Annotated in this window: 17 protein-coding genes and 1 pseudogene; 6 read left to right on the top strand and 12 right to left on the bottom strand. The window is 58.8% G+C overall.

The genetic code is table 11. From position 1 onward, the window contains the following. Nucleotides 1-53: 53 nt before the first annotated feature. The 12 genes and pseudogenes from tssM to SO140_RS22300 all read right to left on the bottom strand — a co-directional run. Nucleotides 54-3668, bottom strand: coding sequence for a type VI secretion system membrane subunit TssM (gene tssM / locus SO140_RS22355; RefSeq protein WP_498543137.1), 3615 nt, complete (start codon nucleotides 3666-3668; stop codon nucleotides 54-56). Nucleotides 3669-3678: 10 nt separating this feature from the next. Further along, entirely contained in the window at nucleotides 3679-4551 is an 873-nt protein-coding gene (gene icmH / locus SO140_RS22350) for a type IVB secretion system protein IcmH/DotU (protein ID WP_498543136.1), read from the bottom strand. Beyond that, entirely contained in the window at nucleotides 4544-5914 is a 1371-nt protein-coding gene (tssK, locus tag SO140_RS22345) for a type VI secretion system baseplate subunit TssK (protein WP_498543135.1), read from the bottom strand. Before tssK ends, icmH begins: the two co-directional genes overlap by 8 nt. A gap of 65 nt (nucleotides 5915-5979) precedes the next feature. Next, entirely contained in the window at nucleotides 5980-6486 is a 507-nt protein-coding gene (gene tssJ, locus SO140_RS22340) for a type VI secretion system lipoprotein TssJ (RefSeq protein ID WP_498543134.1), read from the bottom strand. Further along, on the bottom strand, nucleotides 6483-8225 hold the full coding sequence (locus SO140_RS22335) for a type VI secretion system-associated FHA domain protein (protein ID WP_498543133.1): 1743 nt from the start codon (nucleotides 8223-8225) through the stop codon (nucleotides 6483-6485). Before SO140_RS22335 ends, tssJ begins: the two co-directional genes overlap by 4 nt. A gap of 609 nt (nucleotides 8226-8834) precedes the next feature. Continuing rightward, a complete protein-coding gene (tssG, locus tag SO140_RS22330) occupies nucleotides 8835-9818 on the bottom strand; it encodes a type VI secretion system baseplate subunit TssG (protein ID WP_498543132.1) in 984 nt (327 codons plus the stop codon). Continuing rightward, nucleotides 9782-11536, bottom strand: coding sequence for a type VI secretion system baseplate subunit TssF (tssF, locus tag SO140_RS22325; RefSeq protein WP_498543131.1), 1755 nt, complete (start codon nucleotides 11534-11536; stop codon nucleotides 9782-9784). The genes tssG and tssF overlap by 37 nt, the downstream gene beginning before the upstream one ends. Nucleotides 11537-11540: 4 nt before the next feature. Further along, entirely contained in the window at nucleotides 11541-11957 is a 417-nt protein-coding gene (gene tssE, locus SO140_RS22320) for a type VI secretion system baseplate subunit TssE (protein WP_498543130.1), read from the bottom strand. A 15-nt stretch (nucleotides 11958-11972) separates the two neighbouring features. Beyond that, a complete protein-coding gene (tssC, locus tag SO140_RS22315; RefSeq protein ID WP_498543129.1) occupies nucleotides 11973-13472 on the bottom strand; it encodes a type VI secretion system contractile sheath large subunit in 1500 nt (499 codons plus the stop codon). 5 nt (nucleotides 13473-13477) lie between these two features. Further along, nucleotides 13478-13969: a type VI secretion system contractile sheath small subunit gene (tssB, locus tag SO140_RS22310; protein ID WP_498543128.1), complete on the bottom strand. Its 492-nt coding sequence runs from the start codon at nucleotides 13967-13969 to the stop codon at nucleotides 13478-13480. A 33-nt stretch (nucleotides 13970-14002) separates the two neighbouring features. Next, complete coding sequence (locus SO140_RS22305) at nucleotides 14003-15370, bottom strand: type VI secretion system domain-containing protein (RefSeq protein WP_498543127.1); 1368 nt, start codon at nucleotides 15368-15370, stop codon at nucleotides 14003-14005. 10 nt (nucleotides 15371-15380) lie between these two features. After that, nucleotides 15381-15539: pseudogene (locus SO140_RS22300) on the bottom strand (type VI secretion system ImpA family N-terminal domain-containing protein); the annotation flags it as partial. 919 nt (nucleotides 15540-16458) lie between these two features. Here SO140_RS22300 and aepX point away from each other — a divergent pair. From aepX to SO140_RS22270, 6 genes are all read left to right on the top strand, one after another. Next, complete coding sequence (gene aepX / locus SO140_RS22295) at nucleotides 16459-17313, top strand: phosphoenolpyruvate mutase (RefSeq protein WP_498543164.1); 855 nt, start codon at nucleotides 16459-16461, stop codon at nucleotides 17311-17313. Nucleotides 17314-17600: 287 nt separating this feature from the next. Continuing rightward, nucleotides 17601-18791, top strand: a complete 1191-nt coding sequence (locus SO140_RS22290) for an aminotransferase class I/II-fold pyridoxal phosphate-dependent enzyme (RefSeq protein WP_498543126.1) — start codon at nucleotides 17601-17603, stop codon at nucleotides 18789-18791. A 45-nt stretch (nucleotides 18792-18836) separates the two neighbouring features. After that, nucleotides 18837-19649 carry a phosphocholine cytidylyltransferase family protein gene (locus SO140_RS22285; protein ID WP_498543125.1) on the top strand — a complete coding sequence of 271 codons (813 nt, stop codon included), beginning with the start codon at nucleotides 18837-18839 and terminating at the stop codon, nucleotides 19647-19649. Nucleotides 19650-19803: 154 nt separating this feature from the next. Next, on the top strand, nucleotides 19804-20409 hold the full coding sequence (locus SO140_RS22280; protein ID WP_498543124.1) for a CDP-alcohol phosphatidyltransferase family protein: 606 nt from the start codon (nucleotides 19804-19806) through the stop codon (nucleotides 20407-20409). Next, on the top strand, nucleotides 20406-21980 hold the full coding sequence (locus SO140_RS22275) for a hypothetical protein (RefSeq protein WP_498543123.1): 1575 nt from the start codon (nucleotides 20406-20408) through the stop codon (nucleotides 21978-21980). The genes SO140_RS22280 and SO140_RS22275 overlap by 4 nt, the downstream gene beginning before the upstream one ends. Beyond that, nucleotides 21977-22777: an SDR family NAD(P)-dependent oxidoreductase gene (locus tag SO140_RS22270; RefSeq protein ID WP_498543122.1), complete on the top strand. Its 801-nt coding sequence runs from the start codon at nucleotides 21977-21979 to the stop codon at nucleotides 22775-22777. Before SO140_RS22275 ends, SO140_RS22270 begins: the two co-directional genes overlap by 4 nt.

Genomic DNA, 22777 nt, shown 5'->3' with positions numbered 1-22777 from the left:
CCAACGGCCAGAATCCTCCCGCAGATACAAAAGAGAACTCCGACGCCCGCTGGTCATAGGCTATCTGGGCACCGGAACGAGCGAAGGACGCTCAGGCTGAACGGATTGCTGACACTTGCTGCGCGCAGTTCGTAGGTCACGTTGGTCCCGTCCGGCTTACCGATTGTCATGGCAAACCGATCCGAAGCGCCACCTGAGGCCAGTTGTGACGCGTCGAGCAGCCGGAACAGTGCCCAAGGGCCTGACCGTTCGATCCTCTCCTCGGTTTTGTCCGCCGCGGTGAGCGTAATGGCGGCAATACTTGCCTCGGTTCGGGTCGGCCATTCGAGCTCGTAGGCACGCGGCGCCTCGTGACGATCGGCGATTTCCTTGCCGTCCAGGACAAACGTCGCGCCCATCAGTTTGGGGCTGAGATAGACTGGCTTGATGCTGAACTTCACTGCCGGTGCCGAACCAGGGCTGCTGAAAAACGCATTGCGGATCTCCCGCGCGCGCTGAAATTGTATCAATGCATCCGCGCGGATTGGTGCCTCTGCACCGTCGATGATCGCCGGTGCAAGGCCGGTCCAACGGTCGACGACCAGCGGCGAAAGGTATTTCTGAGAAAAGTCATCGACGATGCCGCCGGGACGAAAGAAATCGCCGAAGTCCTTGAGCGTCATGTCCTCGCTCGCCAATTCGAAAACTGGATAGCGCTGGAAAATGATACCCTGGCAGACCGGGACCACTTCGCGCGTCCAAACCGCATCGACATGGTCATGCGCCCGCTTGAGCAAGGTGCTCCATGTCTGAAGCGCGATCTCGTTCATGATGGTGCGGATCGGCTCCGGTCGCAGCGCCGAGTCGGCGCGCAGGGCACCGAAAGCATCGTTGTTCGGATCCCTGGCGCGTCGCTGAACGAGCTGAAACGCGGCCTGGTTCGGATCCGGCGCTGTCGCGATGTTGGCCATCGCCACATAGAGGCCGCCGAAGAGACCACGGATATGATCCATGCCCGTCGGTTGTGCAGAAGCCCCGCCTGTGGCCAGTTGGGCCAGAGGCCGGAACGCTTCGGTGATCCGCGTTCCCGGCCAAGGCGCATCGCCGAACGCAGCATGGAACAGAGCACCCGCGGCTTGATGGACGGCGACCGAGGAAGGGCCGGCGGCAGAGCCTGCATCTCCGGCCTTGACCGGGGTCTGCTCTCCTAACGGCAGCAGATTCGAATTGTCGTGCACTAGAGAAACGATCTGCTGCAGCGTGCTTTCCGAGCCGGCCAAGGCGCGCATGATCGCTGAGCCGCGTTGCAAATCGTCAAACTTGACAACGTGGATACTGCTCAGGACATTTGTCCAAACGCGGATATAATCGTTAACATACCGATCCATGACTTTGAGGGCGATCGGTTGAATATCTGCCGTGTCGAACGGGGCGCCGGAGAGTAGCCAGTCGGCGCTCTGCTCTGCTCGGACGATGAGCGGAAGGTTCGGCAGCACGAAATTGAGAAAACCCTCGCGCGTGAAGATGCCGGGGATCATGGCACCACCATTCGCATAAACCTGTTCCTGCTCGTCAATGGCGGGAAGGCCAATTTGGAAGGTGCGCATTTGGGTGATCTCAAGCTGCCCGGAACCCAGCAGACGAATAAAATCGACCGGCCGCAGGCGCGTGTTCTGCGCGCCTTCGCGTAGGAGGCGGGCATAGACCTGCTCAACGATAGGACGCTTGTTTAGCCGGGACCGCACCGCTCCCACGAATTGCTGGTCGACACTGATGGGTTTCGGCAGCAACTCGATAAGCCGCGTAAAATGCTGGTTCAGTTCGCCAGCCGACGTCGGATCGAGCGCAAATGTGCGCGCGATTTCATTGCGCGCCGCCTGTTCGACTTCGCCACGGTCAAAATGGCCCGGATCGCTCAGCATCCGATAGGTGCGGAACACCTCCTTGACCTGGTCCAGCAAAGCATCGTTGCCGGCGCGCAACAGGGCATCGATGCGGACGGCGAGCCTGCCGGCGAAAACCGGCAGCAGGCGATTGAGCAGGATGCGGTCGTAGACATCTTGAGCAGCTGGCGCAAGCACGGGGGGCGCCGAGATGCCGAGATCATCAAGCCAGGCAAACCAGCCGTCTTCCCCAGCCACTAGACGTAGCCGGCGCGCGGCATTGAGTGTCGGCAGGATGGCCTTAAGGTCGAGCGGGCCGCGGTTTTCCAAAAGACGCGCCTCTGTAGTCTGCGCGGCCACTCTGGTTTGTTCGATACGCGCCTCGTTGCGTGTGAAGGCGCTATACCACAGAATGAACGCAGCCACCGTTAGCACCATTGCTACGATATGCCCACCGCCATCGACCAGAGCGAGCCGGCGCTCAAGTTTCGAATTTCGGCCGACTAATCCCTGCTCAGCGAAGATCACTTCGGTCAGCAACTGCTTGATAAAGAACCCCCTCCCCTGCTCGAGCGTCGGCACGCGCGGGGTCAAGTGCAGACCGAAGTTTCGGCCAATCGCATCGATCACGCGATCGATTGGCTTTCCCTTCTGTGTGCCGCTGGTGAAATAGACGCCACGCAGCATCGGCTCTACATCGAAGCGACGCGATCGGAAGACCTCACCAAGGAAGCTAGCGATTTCGCTCCGGACACCCCAGAACTCCTTCGGAAACGCATACATGAGTCCCCGTCGGCTGAGATCCCGTTCGTCGTGCATGCGAAGGGGCAGTCTGGCCTCAAGCCGCTCCGCAAGCTCCTGCATCTCCAAGGCCACGGCGTCGCCGACACGATCGCATGGCCCAAGAGGAAAGGTCTTGCCCCAGACTTGGGCACGGCCTTGATTGTCGAGATCGTCGAAATATTCTGTAAAGCCAGGCACCATATCGCATTTGGTAACCAGCACATAAACCGGAATGCGCATGCGAAAGGTCTTCAGCAGCTCCTGTATCCGCGAGCGAATGGCCTGGATGTGCTGCCGCCTCACCGGCTCGTCCCGCGACAAAAAATCGGCCAAGCTGACCGCAACCAGGATACCGTTGATGGGCCGCCGGCGCCGATGTGTCACGAGAAGATCGAGGAAGCCGCGCCAGGCCGCACGATCGACCTCGGTATCGATGTCCTGCGTCGTGTAACGGCTTGCCATATCGATCAAGACTGCTTCATCTGTGAACCACCAGTCGCAGTTTCGTGTACCGCCAATGCCGGTGACCGGCTCGACTCCAAGCTGCCGGGAGAGCGGAAACTCGAGCCCAGAGCTGCGCAAAATCGTCGTTTTGCCCACGCCCGGTGGGCCAATGATGATGTACCAGGGCAGTTCGAGCAGATAACTTGGTCCGCGCTTGCCCGCGAATACCGTATCACGCAGGACCTTTAGTGCATCCTCGAAGCGCCTACGAATTAATTCGACTTCCTCCTGGCTGCTATTGCCGGCAGGTCCGATCAGGCCTTCGCTCTCCATGATTGACTTGATGATGCGGCGGTTAGTGCGGCGCGCCAGCCAGTAACGAGCAAGCGTGACGAGCAAGACTACGAGCACGAGACTCGCGATCGCTGAGGCGCGAACAGTTGGCTGGTCGAGCAGACCTTGCTCGAACACGACGAGATGAGGACCGCCGAACCAGATGAGCAGGCTGATCGCAAGCAAGCAGATGAGCGTGATGATGCCTCGAACCGAGAAGAGTGCCGCCAAATGTGGGCCGAACACCTGCGCCTCCCTAAAGCCATGAACGGCCGATCGACTCGAGCAACTGCTCGACATCCGCGATTTGGTTTCCGAGGCGCCACCGGAAAAAGATGTAGCCGATGAGCATCACAAAAGCGGCAATGGCGAAAACGGTCCACAAGGACCCGTAAGTGCGCAGCCCGGTGCGGGCTTTGACGCCACGCCATTCGCCGGACAGTTCTGCCGGCGGCGCGGTGGTGTATTTCCCCAAAAGGCGATGGACCTCCGAACGCAGGTCTTCAAGCCGCTCGCGCCCTCCATCCATGACGCGATATTTGCCTTCAAAGCCCATCAGCAAGCAGAGATTGATGAGTTTAAGCAGTGCGAGGTATTTGGTGGGCTCGGCCTGGACGCGCTCGACGATCTGGAAGACCTTTTCGCCGCCCCACGTCTCGTTGTGGAACTGGTTGAGCAGGCTATTGTCGCTCCAGGCGCTTTCACTGCCCCATGGCGTGGTCATCACCGCTTCGTCGACCAGCGCGCAGATGACGTAACGCGCAGCGCTCACATCGCTGCGACTGGCCTGGTTCTTGACGGCCCACTCCTCGAAGCGGCGAATTTGCTCGACAGTTCCACGACGCATCGCCGCTATATCTGCGGTCTCGACCATGCGAAGCTGTGCGACAATCAAAAAGATCGGTGTTGCGGCCGCAACCAAAGCGTCTTCCGGCGCCGTTGGCTCTAACAGACTTTGTGCGACAATTTCAGCATGGTTGGCGATCCGCACTTCGCCAGGTGCTGGTGATGGCGTGACGGGGAAGGCTGCTGCGCCGACCTTGGACGGAACGCGAAGTGTCGATTGCTCGCGTTGAATATGACGGGTCGGACCGAGCGGTCTGCGTCCAATGACTGTCGGCTCATCCATGTGTTTCAGCCTGGTTAGCCACACGTTCTCCGCGGACGGCCCAGAACTCGAGATGCAGATCCGGGTAGTCACCGCTGACGTGGAAAGCAAAGGCCGCCGAGCGCCGCATGGTGCGCCACAGCTCTACTGATTGATCGAGCTCGAAATAGACGGCGTTCTGGATGTAGGGTATCTGGCGCGGTGCCACGGGCAGCGCGCGAACAGGAATGCCCGGAAGCTGAAGATTGACGAGATCTCGAATCTGCTCGACCGAGCCTACCTTCATTTGAGCGGGAAGCTGGATGCGCAGCGTCTCGGTCGCTACACTCGCCACTGCTATAAGAACGAAGCGAGCATCCTGAAATATGGCGCGATCAGCAATGATAGCGATCCGTATGCCATGACCGCGATCCTGTAGCGGGAGTGAGATCGCGGCGCCTTGGATTACGACGGACAACAGCTCGCGCAGAATACGTACCAGAGCTGTGAAGCCGGGTTCGAGATCCTCGTGACAATAGGCAGGCATATCTACGGGTATACGGCGGTCACGGGCAAAACTCGACAGCTGTCCCGCGAGGCCGAGCAGCGCGCGAAAGAGGGTTTCGGGATGATGCCCGCGTGTTGCTGCGAAATGGTCGAAAACGGCTTCGGCGCTGTTCACGATGGATAATGTGACAAGATCGATCAGCCCCGCGCCATCTGCCCTCACGCGGGATGGATCGGCGCGCGCAGCAAGAGCCTCAGCGCGGGTCCGAAGCAGCGACCTGACCTCGTTCAACAGCGCAATCAGGGGTCGGACCGCATGGATATCGAGGGCCGGCGGGAGGTAGGTCTTGGTCAACGTAATGGCGCCGGCCGAATCGATCTCGTGGATTCGACCAATAGGCATCGTAATCAGCTCGCCCTGTTCCTCAGCGTCGAACACAAGATGCGTTGTCAGCGCTGCAACATCGATATCGACGGGAGGCTTCTCAGGCGCAGTCGCATTCCGGACCTGAAGGACCTCTTGACGATGACGGCTCAAAGGTACGTCCCCGGGAGAGAGTTCATTGCCGGCGTGCCGGCGCCGCGCCACAGCGATCTTGACCGGCAAGTTCTTCGCCGCGGCTGGAGGTGTTCGTCCAGGTGGAAGCTGACCGTGCTCAGGCAAGCGAAGCGCAGTACCGTCGGGCATAATGCCTTCGAACTCGGTAAGGACGACCTGCCCGAGCGCGAGGCAGCCACGATCGAAGGCGATCCTCCGAACACCCCAACCGTGACCGATCAGACCGGCGATGCGATTCTCGAGCAGTTGCTCGACCCAGCGGTCGTATTGCTGCAGGTGCTGCGGCCGCACCAACATGCCTTCCGACCAGATCGGTTTACTCGCCCCAGACATCGCCATGTCGCCTTATGAACTCCAAAAGCCGGGATCTGCTCAGAGCCTCGCCTCGATAGCGACAGAGGCGATCAGAAGATCTTCCACCAGTTTTGGCTGGCTTCAACGCTGATCGCATGCGCCGTCAATTTCACCAAAATCGTGTTGTCTCGGTCGGGTTTGATTTCGGTCGTTGATCGCCATTGCGCTTCGTTACCCAGTCGGAAACCGGCGATCACGCCGATATAGCGAGTTTCAATAGGCGTATTGCGCTCGAAATCGTATTTCTCGCCAGGCTTGAGTTCAGTCTCGCGTTTAGCCACCAGATCGGGCCCGAGGCGTTTGGCGTCGTTGTCGAACAGCTCGAAGAACTGCGCCCGGTCGAAATTAGTCGTCGACTTCAGCTCATAAATTCGCACGACAACAGGCGACGGCTCACCGCGCGCGTTCTGATTGACGAGTGGATCGCTGTGGATGACGAATTTGAGTGGCGTTGTCTTCAAGGTCTTATCGATCGAGCAGCTGGCCACCGCGGCGGCCGCCAGGAATGCTCCGCCAACGAGAGACAACCGCTGAAGTTTGGTCAGCGGTACCGTCATGTCGCGTTCCGCTCGCTTGAGCCAGGTGCCGAGAGCCGCGTGTTGTAGGTTCGGGCGAACTCTTCTGCGATATAGATGCGCGCAGTCCGGTCAATGTCATTGACCATGGACGCGTGCAGCTCGACAAACCGGTCCCACAGCTTGGCCTTGTTGATGCGGGTGCCGAAGAGACCTCTATTCGCGCCATCACTCTCGATCCGTTGTGGACTGATATGCGTCAAGACATTGCTGACCGCCCCTCGCATCGCCGCTATGGCCGCGATCTCATGCGCTTTGATGTCGCAGAACCCATCACGGACCGATCGGGAAAGCGGCAGTAAAGCATGATCCTTCGCAAGCGCCGCGCGCAGCGCGCTATGACCGCTCTTCATAAACTTGAATGCATTGTTGTCGTCAGCGCGTCCCCGTGCTGCCTCAATGTGGAGTTCGTTCTTGAACTTGGTCCACGCGGCCAAAGTCGATTGCAGACCCTTGGCCGTTTCGGCGAGCGCGCGGCCGAGTTCAGCGAGGACCTCCTGGCGCTGCGCCAACGGCAGACGCCCCGGATCGACCCCCAATGCGTTCCAGAACTCCTGGAGTTCATCCGATTCTGCCGGCGATGACGCGGGAGAAAGCGACGCTGCAAAGCACGTCGCGTCGTGCACCTGCGGACCCTCGATCGGCCTTCCCGCAGCTTGCGCGTTTATGACCGCCGCCCCATCGAGCCTGCGCTCTCCAGGACGCACATCCGATGCATCGGGAGCGCTCAATGGTCCACGATCGGCAGAAGCGGAACTGATTGGATTGGACGAGACCTGAAGTGGGGTGCTTGGCGCGTGGAGGCACAAATTTGCCTCCAATGCCGGCGCAGGCGGCGGCGCTCTGAATGAGCCCCCTTCCGGCAATAGATCGCCAATGTCAAGGTCCTCTGGAATAATCGGTGCAGGACGGCCATTCGCCGGTGCAGTCCAGCTTTCCTTGAGTAGTGTAGGCGGTCGATGCAATAGCTCGACAAATGAGGTCGCAGCGTGTGGCAACGGATGCGAAGGAGATTCGCGCAGCCGCGCATGCAAGGACGGCATCTCCGTGTCGGCCATGCTCGACACTTGCGCCATCCGAGGCAAGTCTGCGAGCAGATCTGGCTCGGCTGATCCCGCGTCCTTGGCGGGAACCTCGTCTTCAAGGAGACACAATAGATCGCGCACTTGTGGTGAAACGACCGCCTGTAGCCTCTCTTCCGCAGCTGGATGAGAGGACGAGATCGCGGTTGACGGATCGAGCGGAAGATCTGTATCTCTGCCCAACAGCCCGGGAGCCGTAAGGGGCACATCGGCCAGCTCCTGCGCGACTGAAGGCGACGGCACGGCCGGCGCTGCGCCACCGATGCGCACGGCGTTCGAACCTGTTAGCCCGAGCTGCTGACGTTTCTCGTCAGGATCGTACTCGATCATCACCGAGATGATGTAGCTTGCCATATATAATGTATCGCCATCGGCCAACGGCGCCGCGTTGCCGCGTCCCAACGGCGCGTCGATGGTATTGACGTAGACGCCGTTAGTGCTGGTGTCCGTGATGGAGAATCCGAGACCGTTAAATGCGATCTGCGCATGGCGTACCGAAAGAGTATTGGTTGGATCCGGAAGCTGCCAGCTGCAGCCAAGTCCCCGCCCGATAACGCCACCTTCCGGTCCGAACGTATGCATTGCGTTTCGGCCCAGGGCTTGCGCGTTCTCTCCGATAATTCCGAGTATGAGATGCATCCCATGCCTTGTTCGACTTCGCTTTTCAGCGCCTGCGTATGCGCCGCCGGACCAGACTTGTGCGAGGCGCTAACGTAGCTACCTCCTTCCATGTTGTGAGGTCGGTCGACTGTTTCGCGCGCATATTCGCTTTTTGTGCGCTCTCGGGCACGGTGAGGCACGCACTGACTTCCCTCTCAAAAGCGAGTCACACTGGTGCAGGAGAAGAAGATCATCGTTCGTCCCGCGTGTCAGCCTGCACTTAAAGTCCCTCAATCTTGCGACATCCTGCTAGCAACCGCCGTGCCAACGGCTCTCGCGCTCCAAACTACTGATTGGTCCTTGAAAGCCGAGACGCTGCAAATCGCGGCCGGTGTTCTGAACGTGACAGAGGCGCTATGGCTGTCAGATACTAGACAAGGGTCAACCTGCGGCTGCTCCGATATGACACCCTCCACTTCATCGCCAGCGTCGCCGATCCCTGCGGGCTCGGCAAAGGCCACTTCGGCGGCCGCTGGATGCCCGCGGGCCTATCCTCTGGGTTAGTCCTTTCAAGGTGTCAAAGACGAAGGCCCGCCAGAAGCGCGCGCCGGACTTAATCGAACCTGCCGAATGAACTTGCGATGGCAATCACAGCAGAACCGAGCTTTCTATCGCCTCAAGTGGTTCTATCAACGTCGTCCAGCCCAATTCTCCTTCACCCAGGACCCATTCCGGCATCTCTCCCGCTGCCAGTTCCAGCTTGAGATCCCAGGCCAGCGGCTCGCGCAAGATCGGGTTCATAAGACGGCAAAGGATAGCGTGCGCCTCGCGAGCGGGCAGCAGCGACAAAAACTGCTGCTTGCTGAGCGGACCGAGGCGAAGCCGAAATTTGCCCATGATGTCCGGCATCGTTTCGCCAGCAAGGGTATCAAAGCCGAGCTGAATACCGGGACTACCTAGACGCCACTGCGCCTCCGGCGGAATATCGATTTCGCGCCAGATGAATTCTTCAATCTGGGCCGGAACGCCCAAGTGGCTGGAAATGACGCCGCCTACGAGCTGTGCCGATCGGCTGTACAGGGCAAGCTTACCTGCATGAGGCAGCAACCGGGCCCGCCATTCCCGTTCATCAGCTGTGTTTTCCGTGGGCATGAGCCCAAAAAGCGCACCGACCAGCAGCGAGATCGCATCTGTTGCTCCCTCTTCGAACCGCAAATGGTGGCGATAGTACCTCCAAATTCGCAGCAGTAGGCTAATCAGACGGTGATTGAAAAAGTCGAAAAACTGGCCGAGCGCTCCAGTGTCGTCCCCATGCATGACACGTTCGGTAAAAAAGGGGGGCAACGGCGAGGATGGGCCGTGTAGCCCCAGGAAATTGACAAACACCTCCAGCCGCTTGCCGGCCTTGACTTGCCTGATTTCGGCGATCTCTTCGGCGGGAAAGCCGAGCATTGGCGCCGCGCGGAAGCGCACGGCCTCGCGCCCGGGATCGTCGGTGGATCCGATTGACGGAGCTTCGCTGAAGCGCCGTTCAAGAAGGGCTGCGAGAGAGAAAACTTCGTAAGTCGCGAGCTCCTTGACATCGTCGGGCGCGGTTAGAACGGCGTGATCTGTCCGATTCTCGCTGGCCATGTGTAGTGCGCGTTGCTCTCCGTGCCATGGATCGAAAACCGGTGCAGCATGTTGATGCTGGCGAAAGCGGCGAGGAAGCAGTCGAGTACCGAGCCCAATAGGAACAATTCGCCCTCACTGCCGATCTTGCTGTCAGCCACGGCCAATTCGATGTTGCGCATCCGGATCGGGGCACCGCGCACCACATGATCGGTATCGGTGGTCACGAACCGGTCGAGGCCCTCGAGTAACAGCTCCAGGCGACGGCGCGCCTGACGGTCGTACACCGCACGGAAATCGTAGCTGGAAATAACGGTCCGCAACGCATCTATATTGACCATGGGTCCGTAATTGCGCGCCAGATTAGCCGTCAGGCGGCGCAACAGGCCATCACTGATGGGTGGTGGCACCTCTGCAACGACGGCGGTAATATTGGAGAAGGTGACCGAGCGAGGCGTGTCGGAGGAAGGCTGATCCACCGCACCAACCGGCAGCCGCTCGGCGATGGGGCCGTTGGAACAGGTCAACCGAAGCGAGACGACATCGATCGGCGGGTGCTGGGAGACGTCGAGCCGATCAACGAAACTCACATAGTGATCGATGCCCCGGCCAATCACTGCTGGGCGAATGCGCCGGCGAAAGTAAGCCCTGCTGTGACCGGCCCCGGGCAGATCGTGGCGCAGCAGATCGAATGGCTCGAACTCAATGCGTTCGGGATGTCCTTGCATGTGGCCGGTCACGCGATCGACAGAACGGATGCTAAAATTCGGTCCCCCCGAGGAAAGCACGCGGTATTCGGTCTTCTTCTGCTCCAGGCGGATCGGCGATGCCTCGTGAGCGAAGACATTGATGGCTGGCGTGCAATTCAAGCGAATCTGATCCTTGCTTAAGCGCAATTGCGCGGGGAAGGGACGATGAAACTCAATACTGATCTTGCACTCGCTCTCCGTCTGGGTCGTCCCGGCCGGATCGAGACCGGACAATTCGAGATATAGAAATTTCGAGGGATAAGTCAGATATTCTTGAATGATCCGGAATCCTGAGAAGGCGTTCGATGGCCAAGGCAAAACCGCCTCGTCATCGCCAAAACCGACTGGCGCGATTTGTGTTGGCCCAATGCTGGCGACGACCTGTTGATCCCCGACGGTGACCGTCGCTCCCGTGACGTGACGGCACAGCCAAGTCAATAGACAGCGGCCTACCTGCGGCTCTCGCTCAGTCGAAAAGAAGAGCCGGAGCCGGTTTTTCCGAAGACATGACAGGTTTTGCCGCCCGATTGCCTTGATAGCCAGAGTAAGGCGAGCCGAACTCGTCCGGTTCTCAAGCTCGACGTCATTGATCTTCAGCGGGAGCACGTCAATTGGATAGCAGGTGACAAACGCGCAACTGGTTCCCTCAATCGGACGCGAGCGAATGCTTGTGCCGGCAGGAACGTTCACGCTAACGGCGCTCGCTGATGGCTTCACGGCAAACGCCAGCGTCGTGATGGGCGGAAGGGATTGGAGATATTGTGGCCATACCATCCGCAACAGGTCATGGACGAGTTCTGGGAACTCGTCGTCGAGCTTCTGTCGTAGCCGCGCCACGAGGAAGGCGAAGCCTTCCAAGAGCCGCTCTACGTCCGGATCGGTCGCATTCCGCCCGAGAAAGGGAGCGAGCTCCGGATTGGCCTCCGCGAAGTCGCGGCCAAGCTCGCGCAAATAGGACAGTTCATCTTCGTAATACGGATTGAGGGCCACCGCTTCAGCGCCTCAAAAGGACGCGCCTGTCGTCGTTCAGGATTGTATCGAACGAGACATGCTCGACCTGGTCGTTATAGTGCACCATTCCGGTTACGTGGAACGTCAGCTGTAACGGCTTGTCGGGATCGGCATCAAAGCGGATCGAAACATTCCCCAATCGGGGTTCAAACTTCTCGATCTCCTGCTTGAGCATACGAGCGACCGCGCGAACCGCATCGACGCCCTGCCCGATCGCTTCGTTTAGATCGGGCATGCCGTAGTCGGGCCGCGTCTCACAACAGCCCTGGCGCGAGTTCAAGATCCGGCGCAGGTTTTCCAGGATACTCGCTTGGAGGCGGTCGAACGAAAAATGATTCTGCGGCGGGACCATAGTCACGGCTGCTTCTTCCAAGCGCTCAACAAGACTGCGGTCGAACATCCCCTGCCCACGCCTTTATTGCTTGTCGAGCCTGCCCTTCAGCGTCAAAGCAAAATCCGCGCCCATGTACTTCAAGTGTGGGACGACGGATATGCCGACGCGATACCAGCCCGGTTCACCTTCCACATCTTCAACGGTGATCTCCGCCTTGCGCAACGGACGGCGCGAGCGTACGTCTGCCGACGGATTCTGCTGATCGGAAACATACTGGCGCATCCAGTTGTTGAGCTCGCTCTGCAGCTCTTCCCTGCTCTTCCACGAGCCGATGTTTTCACGCTGCAGCACCTTGATATAGTGTGCAAAGCGATTGATTATGAACATATAGGGCAACTGGGTACCAAGCTTGTAGTTGAGCTCGGCTTCCTTCCCTTCTTGGGAGTTGCCGAAATACTTGGGCTTCTGCACGGAATTGGCCGAGAAGAAAGCAGCGTTGTCCGAGCCCTTGCGCATGGTCAATGCAATGAAGCCCTGTTCAGCGAGCTCGAACTCGCGCCGATCCGAGATGAGGACTTCCGTAGGTACTTTACTTTGCAACTGCCCCATCGACTCATAGGTGTGCAGATTGAGGTCTTCCACCGCCCCACCTGACTGTGGGCCGATGATGTTTGGGCACCAGCGATACTTGGCGAAGCTTTCGGTCAGGCGGGTTGCGAAAGCAAAGGCGCCGTTACCCCACAGATAATTGTCAGTTTCGCCATACGAAGCTTCCTGATAATTGAAACTCTTTACTGGAATCGTCTCGGGTCCATAAGGCAAGCGCAGCAGGAAACGCGGTAGCGTCAAGCCGAAATAGCGAGCGTCCTCGCTTTCGCGGAATGAGTTCCACTTGGCATATTTCGGCCCCTCGAAAATCGATTGCAGGTCCTTAAGATTGGCGATCTCCTCATGTCTTTCGACGCCGAACATCTCAGCCCCTGCTGAGGCGATGACAGGCGAATGCGACATAGCGCCCACCGCGCTCATATACCGCATGAGCTTAACGTCTTGGCTCGAACTGCCAAATTCATAGGCCGATATCATGGCTGCGACGGGCTGGCCGCCAAACTGGCCAAACTCGGCTGAGTAGACGAGCTTATACAGACCGGACTTGACGATCTCCGGGCTGTCTTCGAAATCGGTGAGCAGTTCATCCTTGCTGACGCTGAGAAGTTCTACCTTGATGTTCTGACGGAAATCGGTTCGGTCGACCAAGAACTTGAGGCCGCGCCAAGCTGACTCGAGCCTTTGGAACTCATCGGTATGCAGCACGGCGTCGAGCTGAGCCGAGATCTTGCGATCGATCTCCGCGATCATCTGATCGATGAGCGCGTTGTTGACCATCCCATCGGCCCGCCCCGGTTTGACGAGCTCGGCAAGGAAAGCCGCGACACCCCGGCGGGCGAGGTCGTACCCGTCGTCGCGGGGTGTGATTTTGGTTTCGACGAGAACCTGATCAAGCAGCGAAAGCTCAGTAGTCGTGGTGGCAACTTCGGGTGGTTGCTGTGCGCTTGCATCGGCCATAACACCGCCACTCATACCGCTCACTCCGGCTTACTGGTGAGCTCGCTGACGAGCTGCGGCCGCGCACCGTCGTCTTCGAGCAAGTTCTGGATGGCTTTGCGGAAGTTAGGTAGGTTGCCAAGCGGGCTTTTCAAAGCGATCAGGGCCGCCCGCAATTCGGTCAACGCTCGAACTTCTGAAATTTGCTGCGCGACATGCTCTGGCTCGAAATCCTTCAGGCTCTCAAACTTTAGCGTTACAGACAGCTTGCCGGCCTCAGGCGATTCGTCGAGCTTGTTCTCAGCCAAGATATCAAGGCCCAGTTGCTTACCTTTGACGATCTCGTTAAAGTTTTCCTTGTTGATATCGACGAGTTCTCGGTCCTCAATGGGACAGTTATCGACCCGTCCGGTGAAGTCGCCCAAGACCATTACCTTGAGCGGCAACTCGACATCCTCCTTGAGGTTGCCGGTTGCCGGCTTGAAGCGGATATTAACGCGCTCCTTCGGAGCGACCGAGCTTTCCTGTGCCATACCAGCTCCCGTTAGCCCTTGGCTTCGACGAACTCAGCCGCGACCGAGGCGGCTCGCCCGTGCGATGTCGATCCGTGCTGCTCGAGTTCGGATCTGCTCCAGCGCGAGGCGACGGCGAGGCTCGTCGATCATCTGTTGCGACTCGGAATGGGTCATTGCGCGGAAGCGCAGTTCAGCAGCCTCAAGCGCAAGCGCAGGCTCCCAGCTTTCCAGGTCGCGCTTAGCGACAACCCCTTCGATGTGCTCTAGCAGCGGGACGGCAGTCGTGACGAATCCGGTCTCGATGCAGAAGCGTGCTTGCGCAAGCTGGCCGACGAAACGCGCACGTTCGCCGGTCGCGCCATCCAGCGCTCGCGACAGCCTCTCCAGCGCCGCCTGCGGCTGCCCGCCGTCGATGAGCTTGTATGCGTCAGCGACTGCTTCCTCCGCGAGATCAGGGCTCGTCGTCGCGTCTATCACCGCGGCGGCCCAGGCACGCGTTTCGTCATCTGCAAACGGCCTGCCGTTGTTGAAATGAAACTGCAAGATCCGCGGATAGCGTGTAACCAGCATGGTCACCGCTCCGCGTACCACCGTGGCGGCCGTTTCAAATGACGGCCCCATTTGCTCCAGCGCCTCGGCAGCATGCCGGTGAGCGTCGAGCCAGAACGGTCCCGTCCAGGCGATCTCTTCGGCCAAATTCACGACATCGGCCTGCTGACCGGCCATCACTTTTGCTTTTAACGCGACGATGCTATCGGCGGGCGGAAATACTCCGGTGCGGCCACTCGTATCTGCCGGGAGCTCGTCAAAACGCATCCACGAGCCGACGCGATTGAGCAGATAGGCCCTCGGGTTTGCCGGCGAGGCGAGGCGCATAGCGGCAGCTGCCCGCCGGAGCATATCCGGCAAACGCTCAGCAAAGTCGGCCCAGTCATCAACACCGGCCTGTACCGCCAGATCGTGCGCCGCCTGTTGAGCGCCGCCAGCCGGCGGTGAGACCACCGCTGGCGCGGCCGAAGTCTCTTCGACAGCACAGTCCCCGTCAGCCACACGATCCGCCGCCTCGGCGGCCGCGCGTCTGGCCTTCTCGTACTGCGGCTTCAGCGTCCGGAAAAGCTCGCCCAACGCAACGTGCTCGTTGACCAATTTCTCGCCGAACTGGCGATCGAGATCATCAAGCGCTTCATAGGCGACAAGCATCGCAGGATAATCGGCTTCAGTCGCCGCATTTTCAGCCACCGCCGGCCCAAGGCGACCGACGAGCCAATCGACCGCTCCAACCCGTGCACGTTCTCGCTTGATCGGGGGATAGAGTCCGTTCCAATGTGCGTCCACCATGCCGCGCAAGATTGCTAATCCGACGGCAAGCCCCTGATATCCCTCGATGCGAAACAGACCATAGACAGCCCAACAAGGCAATCAGAATGTCTTTTGACTGGTTCGCCAGGATATGAAGCGACAGCTTACTGACCTTTCGCCAATCAACCGCGGCTGGTCCGTCGGCATCCATACGCCGTACCTCGGCACCGAGCTGCTCAAAGTCGGCCGCATCACGGACGTCAGCACCGGCAGGCACGGCGCCCGGCACAGCCGCGGCGCCGTAGAGCGCGCGCGCATCGGCTACTCCACGAGCCGCTGTGCCCGTGTGTCCGGTCACGTTGAAACACTCGTGCGCGGACAGGCATCGAAGCGCGTAGCGGCGTTAGAGCGGTCGAATTCATATCCGCCGCTTCCAGTGAACTGAGAAGCGTGAATGTTGTATGCCATCACTCCGACTCGTTATGGAGGCGATGCTGGATGACATCCACCCTTCAAGGCTCGTGCCAATTGTGGGTGCTTGATTTGTAAGAATATCTGCTCGTGTCGGCCCAACAGCCTGTCGCAACTTCGACAGTCGGCATCGGAGACGCTTGAGCTCGACCTCGCAGGTGCTTGCTCAGAGGAGTTATTGAGCTCCGTAGAGAAATCCCTAGCTCCAGGTTTGCGCCTGAAACACTGATTCGCTGCAACTATTGTGCAAGTTGAGGTGGCACCGTGATCCGAGTCAACGGCGAGAGCCCCATGCGTTAATTCGACCACTCGAACGGCTCGACCAAGCCGAAGGGTCCTACAATGCGAGGAACCTAAGAGCTTAGCGCCCCGCCCGAGGCTCCAACAAGGAAGACTGTCACGATCGGACATTGAAGCAGCGATGACAGAATCGGCGGGCAAATGGACATCGATCGAACGTATGTTTTTCAATTCTGCCCCAACGATCGCACGCTTCATGATTGTCAGGACGGCACTCGCGACGCCATGCATCAATTCGACCGCGACATAACATTTTTGCGCCTCAGTCAACTACCAACGCTAGCAATTGATCTACATGACAGAAGCGTGTCACCTGTCGTTTGATGAACGTCGGTAGGTCCAACGTGACCTGCAAGGAATTCGGCATGCAACATAAACCACAATATGTATTCGATAGCGGACCACGCCGGTCGGCTGTTTCATCGTCCGTAGAAAGGCTGCGCGCTCTAGTCTGCTCCAATAGCGAGCTTTCGTTCCTCATGGAAGCGCATGACGGACTTTCCGGCGCGATCGCCAAGCGTGCAGGATTCAAAGGTCTCTGGGCGTCGGGCCTGTCCATTGCCACCTCTCTCGGCTACCGCGATGCCAACGAAGTTTCATGGAGTCAGCTCGTCGACGTGGTCGAGCGCATCGTGGACTCGACCGAGCTTCCTGTGCTCGTTGACGGCGATGGCGGCTTTGGGAACTTCAATAATGCACGCCTCTTGGCGCGCAAGCTCCGTCAGCGTGGCGCAGCCGGCGTCGCGCTCGAGGACAGCTGTTTTCCTAAAATGAACTCATTTGTTGGCGAGCGGCATCCCCTCGCCGATGTCAACGAATTCTCCGGCCGTTTGCGGGCCGTGAAGGATACGGTCGCGGACGACCTGGTCCTCGTTGCTCGGATCGAAGCCCTGATCGGCGACCATGGAATGGACGAAGCACTTTTGCGCGCTCACGCTTACGCTAACGCCGGAGCTGATGCGATTCTTATCCACTCACGAAAGAGCAGTGCGGACGAGATCCTTTCGTTTGTGAGTGCCTGGCAGAATCGGCTGCCGGTCGTCATCGTTCCTACGAAATATTTCCGAACCCCGGTCTCAGCATATCGCGACGCCGATATCTCGACAGTGATCTGGGCGAACCACTCCATGCGAGCCGCAACGACAGCAATGCGGCAAGTCTGCGATGACATCATGGCCGAGGAAGGTATCGCCGGCGTTGAGCCACGTATCGCGACACTCGACGAGGTCTTCGCGCTGTTGGGGTACGACGAACTCGCCCGTGCGGAAGCCCGATATCTGCCCGCCCGATGATTTCTTGTGCACAAACAACATACTCGTTAGGGATGCTGCCATGCAACCGACTGCCCGATCGCCATGCTTCACCGTCGTACGACCCGTTTCTTTGCTCTCCCAATATTGGAGATATGACAGCTCTTAGGTGGCCGCTCTGTGCATTTCCCACCCGTTGGCTCGATCTCTGAGAACAACCCACGCGGAGCATAATCTGCTTCGTTTGAGGTCACTTTTCGACAGACCTCCCGGCAGACTCTACGCCACCTCAGCAACCTTAAGCGGTATTTTGGAGCGAAGGAAACGCCATGTTGGCGCAACGGACAGCCATGCTCAAATCATCGGCCACCGCCGCGGCGAGGGCCACTGCCAATGCAGCTGCCACGAAGGGCAAGGAAATTATCGATTTAACTGCCGGAGAGATTTGGGCCGATATAGCACCACGGGTGCGCGAGGGCGCAATCGCCGCGATCAGCCGCAACCTCAACCGCTACACCGACACGATCGGTCTGATGGAGTTGCGCCATGCGCTAGCTTGCAAGGTTTCCGCCGAAACCACTCAATCTTGGTCGGCAGACGAGATCGCGGTGACGAGCGGCGCCAAACAGGCACTCTTCAATGCGGCCATGGCCCTTCTGAATCCCGGGGACGAAGTGCTGATTCCTGCTCCCTACTGGACTACGTTCCCGGCCCAGATCGTCATTGCCGGCGGCAAGCCGGTCTTTATCGAGACGCGACATAATAACTTTGTCCCGAAGCTTACGAACCTCGCAGCGGCCATTACATCAAAGACTAAGGCGATCGTAGTCAACACGCCCAGCAATCCGACCGGCGCGATCTACGACCCCGACATTCTTGCTGGCATTGCGGATCTCGCCATCGACCGGAATCTCTGGATCATTTTCGACGAATGCTACGGAGCTTTCGCCCATGCCCCACATACGCATCATTCGATCGTTTCTGTCGCCCCCCAGGCACGCGGTCGCACTTTGATTGTCAATTCGTTTTCCAAGTCGTTGGCCCTTACCGGCTGGCGGATTGGTTATCTCGCTGGCCCCAAGGCGGTCATCGGTGCGGCTAAGGCGCTACAAAGCCATACAACGTCCAATCCCAATGTCATCGCACAGCATGCGCTACTCCATTTCCTGGAGCGCGGTGATCCCGCATTCCAACTGCAGCTGCAGAACCACGTCGCCAGCGCGCGAGCGCGCGGACTGGCAATTCTTTCAACGCTGACATCGGTGCCATCGCCCGCTGCGCAAGGTGGATTTTACTTCTATCTTGACCTTAGCGAATTGCTGCGACGCGGCAAACGCACCGGTCGCGAATTCAATGCCGATGATGTTGCTAACTCCTTGCTGATGGATGCTGGTGTCGCAACTGTTTCCGGCTCCGCCTTTGGCGACCCCGCCGGCATTCGAGTCTCCTACGGCGTCGATCTCGAATTACTCGACAAAGGTTTGCGACGGCTGACCGCAAACTTGAACATGTGTAGCTGACGTTTTTGTTCCGCAAACCGCTGCTAACTTGGGAGGAACACCGTCGTGCCAACAATTCCAAGCCATGCCATCATCCTCGCGGCGGGCATCGGCTCGCGCCTTCGGCCCCTCACCGAGAGCCGGCCAAAGCCGCTAATCGAAGTTCATGGCACACCTATTTTGCACAACGCACTCAACAACCTTGCAGCTCTTGGCGTTTCAGAAACGACCATTGTCGTCGGATATCGCAAGGATGACATCATGGCGTCGTGCGGCGACAGTGTCGACAGCATGAACATCGCCTACGTCGAGTCTTCGCAGTTCGATTGCACCGGTAGCGCCTATTCGCTTTGGCTCGCGCGCGAATCCCTGATGAGGGGCGACGTATTATTATTGGAAGGTGACGTTTTTTTTGAAAGGACTGCACTTGCTCGACTACTCGAGCATGACGACGATGTCGCAGCGATCGACGTCTTCAATGAAACGATGACGGGATCGGCCGTGATACTCTCTGACGGCGACTACGTGCACGAATTCCGTATGCACCAAAGTTGCACCGATCTATCGACGCAGCCGCTCTACAAAACCCTCAACCTCTTCCGCTTCGGCAGGGACACGCTAAGGGAGCGTCTAATCCCGCGACTAGACGCACTTTTTGCCTCCGGCGGCACCAAGACCTATGTTGAAGAGGTCCTTGCCTGTTTGATCGCGGACGGTGGGCTGAGGATTAAGGGCGCGCTCTGCGATGACCTCAAATGGTTCGAGATCGATAGCGTGGCGGACCTCCGCATAGCCGAACAGATTTTCCGGAGCGAGCTGCCGCGCGTCACTGACACGGCGAGCCGCGCAGCAATCACGTCAAACGGGTCGAGATCATGATCGATCAATTCAAACGCGTTGTGACAATCTCCGATGTCATGGGATCGGCGGCACGAATGATTTACGCCGCGCCGATTGCATCTTCACAATCGCCTTGCCGCAGCTCGTCGGTCGGACCGTTTGATCATCGGATCGCTTGATGTGGGAGCCTCCAATGTTCAGGCAGCTTCTCGATCCGGCCAACGCCGTGACTGCAACGGGACTTATATTCTCGGTTATAGGCATCAACTTTGCAATCGCCGGTTTTCCGGAGATCGGAGTAGCCGCTGCGCTTTGGGCGTTGCTGGCGGATCATCTCGACGGTGTTGTCGCTCAAGGGACGCAGGGGCGCCGACCGGAGACAGGACAGATCGGCAAGAACTTGGATTCGCTTGCCGATCTGGTGAGCGCCGGTATCTTGCCGGCCGTAATATCGATGATCATTGGACATAGCTCGAGGATTTCCGTTGCAGTAGGAACCATTCTCGTCGTGGCTAGTGCCTTACGGCTGAGTTACTTCAACGTATTCGGATCTCCGGGTAACCGGTTCATCGGAGTGCCTACGACTTACGCTGTACCAATCACGGCGATCATATTCTTGCTCCGTCCGGTTATCCCAGACGCGATCTTCCCGAACGTGTTTGCGTTCGCCCTTGTCGTACTTTCGGTCCTACACGTTGCGCCCCTACGAGTGCCGAAGACGGCCGGCTTCATGTACATTGTCGTCACGATATTTTGCGTTGGGGCATCCATCGTACTCGCAACGAGGGCGCTTACATGAACACGCGGCGCGATTTTGTTCAAACAAACGATTTGGCTGACCGCACCCGCGGCTGGATCTATCGACAAATCGGCGTCGAGCCGTTCATCCAATGCGCCGGTGTCCGTACAATCTATGGGGCAAGTAATCCGAGCGACGGGGTTATCGCCGCAATGAGCGCGGCTGCCGAGGCTTTCGTCGATATGGACGAGCTCGCCGAAGCTGCAGGCCAAAGGATGGCTGAACTCACCGGCGCAGCGTGGGGTGTGATCACCGCCGGCACGGCCGCGACGCTAGCGTTAGCCACAGCAGCGTGCATCGCCGGAAACAATCCTGAGCTGATGTTGCGCCTGCCGGACACCTCGGGGCTGCCCAATAAGGTGTTGATCCCGTCCGATCAACGCTTTGCCTATGAGCAGGCAATCCGCCTCGCGGGCGCGAAGATTTCCAGCATTGCCACCATGGAGGAGTTGGCTCAGTCGTTGGACGGAAGCGTCGCGATGATCTGTCTGCTCGGTCGCATGGACACTGCGTCGCCATTGCCGCTAAGCTCCCTCCTGCCCTTGGCGCGTGCGCACGGTGTACCCATCCTCGTCGATGCAGCGGGCCTTTCCCCAGGAAAGCCGGATCGGTGGATCGAGAACGGAGCCGATCTCGTGGTCTACGCAGGTGGCAAATATATCCGCGCGCCACAATCCACCGCAATTGTGCTTGGTAACGAGCGACTCTGCAAGGCAATCTGGTGGAATGGCGCGCCCCACCAGGCCTTTGGTCGATCTATGAAGGTCGGCAAGGAGGAGGTGGTCGGCGCCGTGCACGCGCTCGATCGCTGGATTAATTTTCAGTCTGCGAGAGACGAGCGCGACCAGTGGCTCCCACGATTGAAGCGGATTGAGGCTCACCTCAGTTTGCTACCGGGCGTTACGACCGAAGTGCTATCGTGGGTAGGTTCTGTGACAGCTATTCGGCTGAAGCTCACCTGGGATACGCGCGTTATTCCGTTTGACGCGGAAACCTTAAGGCTGGCGCTCTTACAGCAACGACCGCGGATTCTGATCCACGATTTTTGGTCCACCCCCTCCTCGATCATACTGGATCCAGTCAATCTCTCCGACGACGAGGCGGAGATCGTCGGCCGCGCTTTGGCAACTGCATTTCGTCAACCCCAGTCCATCGCTCAACCTGGCTCAAACGTTCGTGCAGAAATCGATCTCTCCGGGAGTTGGCGCGTCGAAATGCAATTCCTTCATGGATCAGCGATACATCATCTCGATCTTCAGCAGAAAGGGGAGATCATATCTGGCGCCCATCGCACGGGATCATCCTCCGGCACCATCGTTGGTGAAGTTCGAGGCCGCCAAGTCAGTTTCGAGGCTGCGCACGAACGGGTACCGATCTGGCTTTTTTACGGGTTCAAGGGGGAAGTCGCAGAGGATTACTCCATCAGCGGCGCGGTCAGACTTGGGGGCACGGCAAAGGAGCACCTCGGACCTGTCTTTAAGGGCCAATACGGTACTGCGGAATGGAATGCAACACGCGTTTGCACCGAAGGCCGGCGGGCTGTCGCGCCGACCCAGGAGAGTCAGAAATGACCATTCCGAACGTGGGCATTCAGCCTCAGCATTCGATGAGCCTGCATGGCAAGGTGGCACTAGTTGTCGGTGGTTACGGAGCGATCGGCACCGCGATCTCAGAAACGTTGGCCATAGCCGGGGCGATCAGCATTATTGCCGGTCGAAGCGGCGACCAGGCCCGAGTTCTAGCTGGCGAATTGAGCGGTAAAGGGCACATTGCCGAAGGCCTTGAGCTCGACGCATCCAATGCCGGAGCAATCCGAGAGCTTTCGGCCTCCCTGGCACAGCATTATGGCTCGATCGACATCCTAGTGAATTGCGTCGGCTTCAACAAGGAGCAGAAGCTGCTCGAAGTCACCGAAGACGCCTTCGATGAAGTCTACACCAAGACACTGCGTACCGGAATGTTTCTGTCTCAGACAGTAGCTGCGCATCAGGTTGCAGCAACGAGGGGCGGCAGCCAGATCCATCTGCTTTCCGTGCGGTCATTGCTCGGCTTCCGAAACCGCGGCTACAGCGCTTTTTGCGCGGCGAAGGGCGGGCTTGCCATTCTATTGAAGCAATTGGCAACGGAATTGGCGCCGTACGGCATCACCGTAAATGGTGTCGCGCCGGGTACGGTGCGCACTCACAAAAACGCGAAGGCTCTCGACGACGCAGCCGCGTTTCGGCGAGCTACTTCGGACATCCCCCTTGGGCGGCTGGCCACGCCTTGGGATGTCGCGGGGGCCGTGCATTTCTTCGCCTCACCCTTGTCGCGGTTCGTGACCGGTCAGATCCTCTACGTCGATGGCGGGCTCACCGCCAGCGCATAA

The organism is Bradyrhizobium sp. UFLA05-108, assembly GCF_059803455.1.
This window is presented reverse-complemented; position numbering and strand designations above follow the sequence as displayed.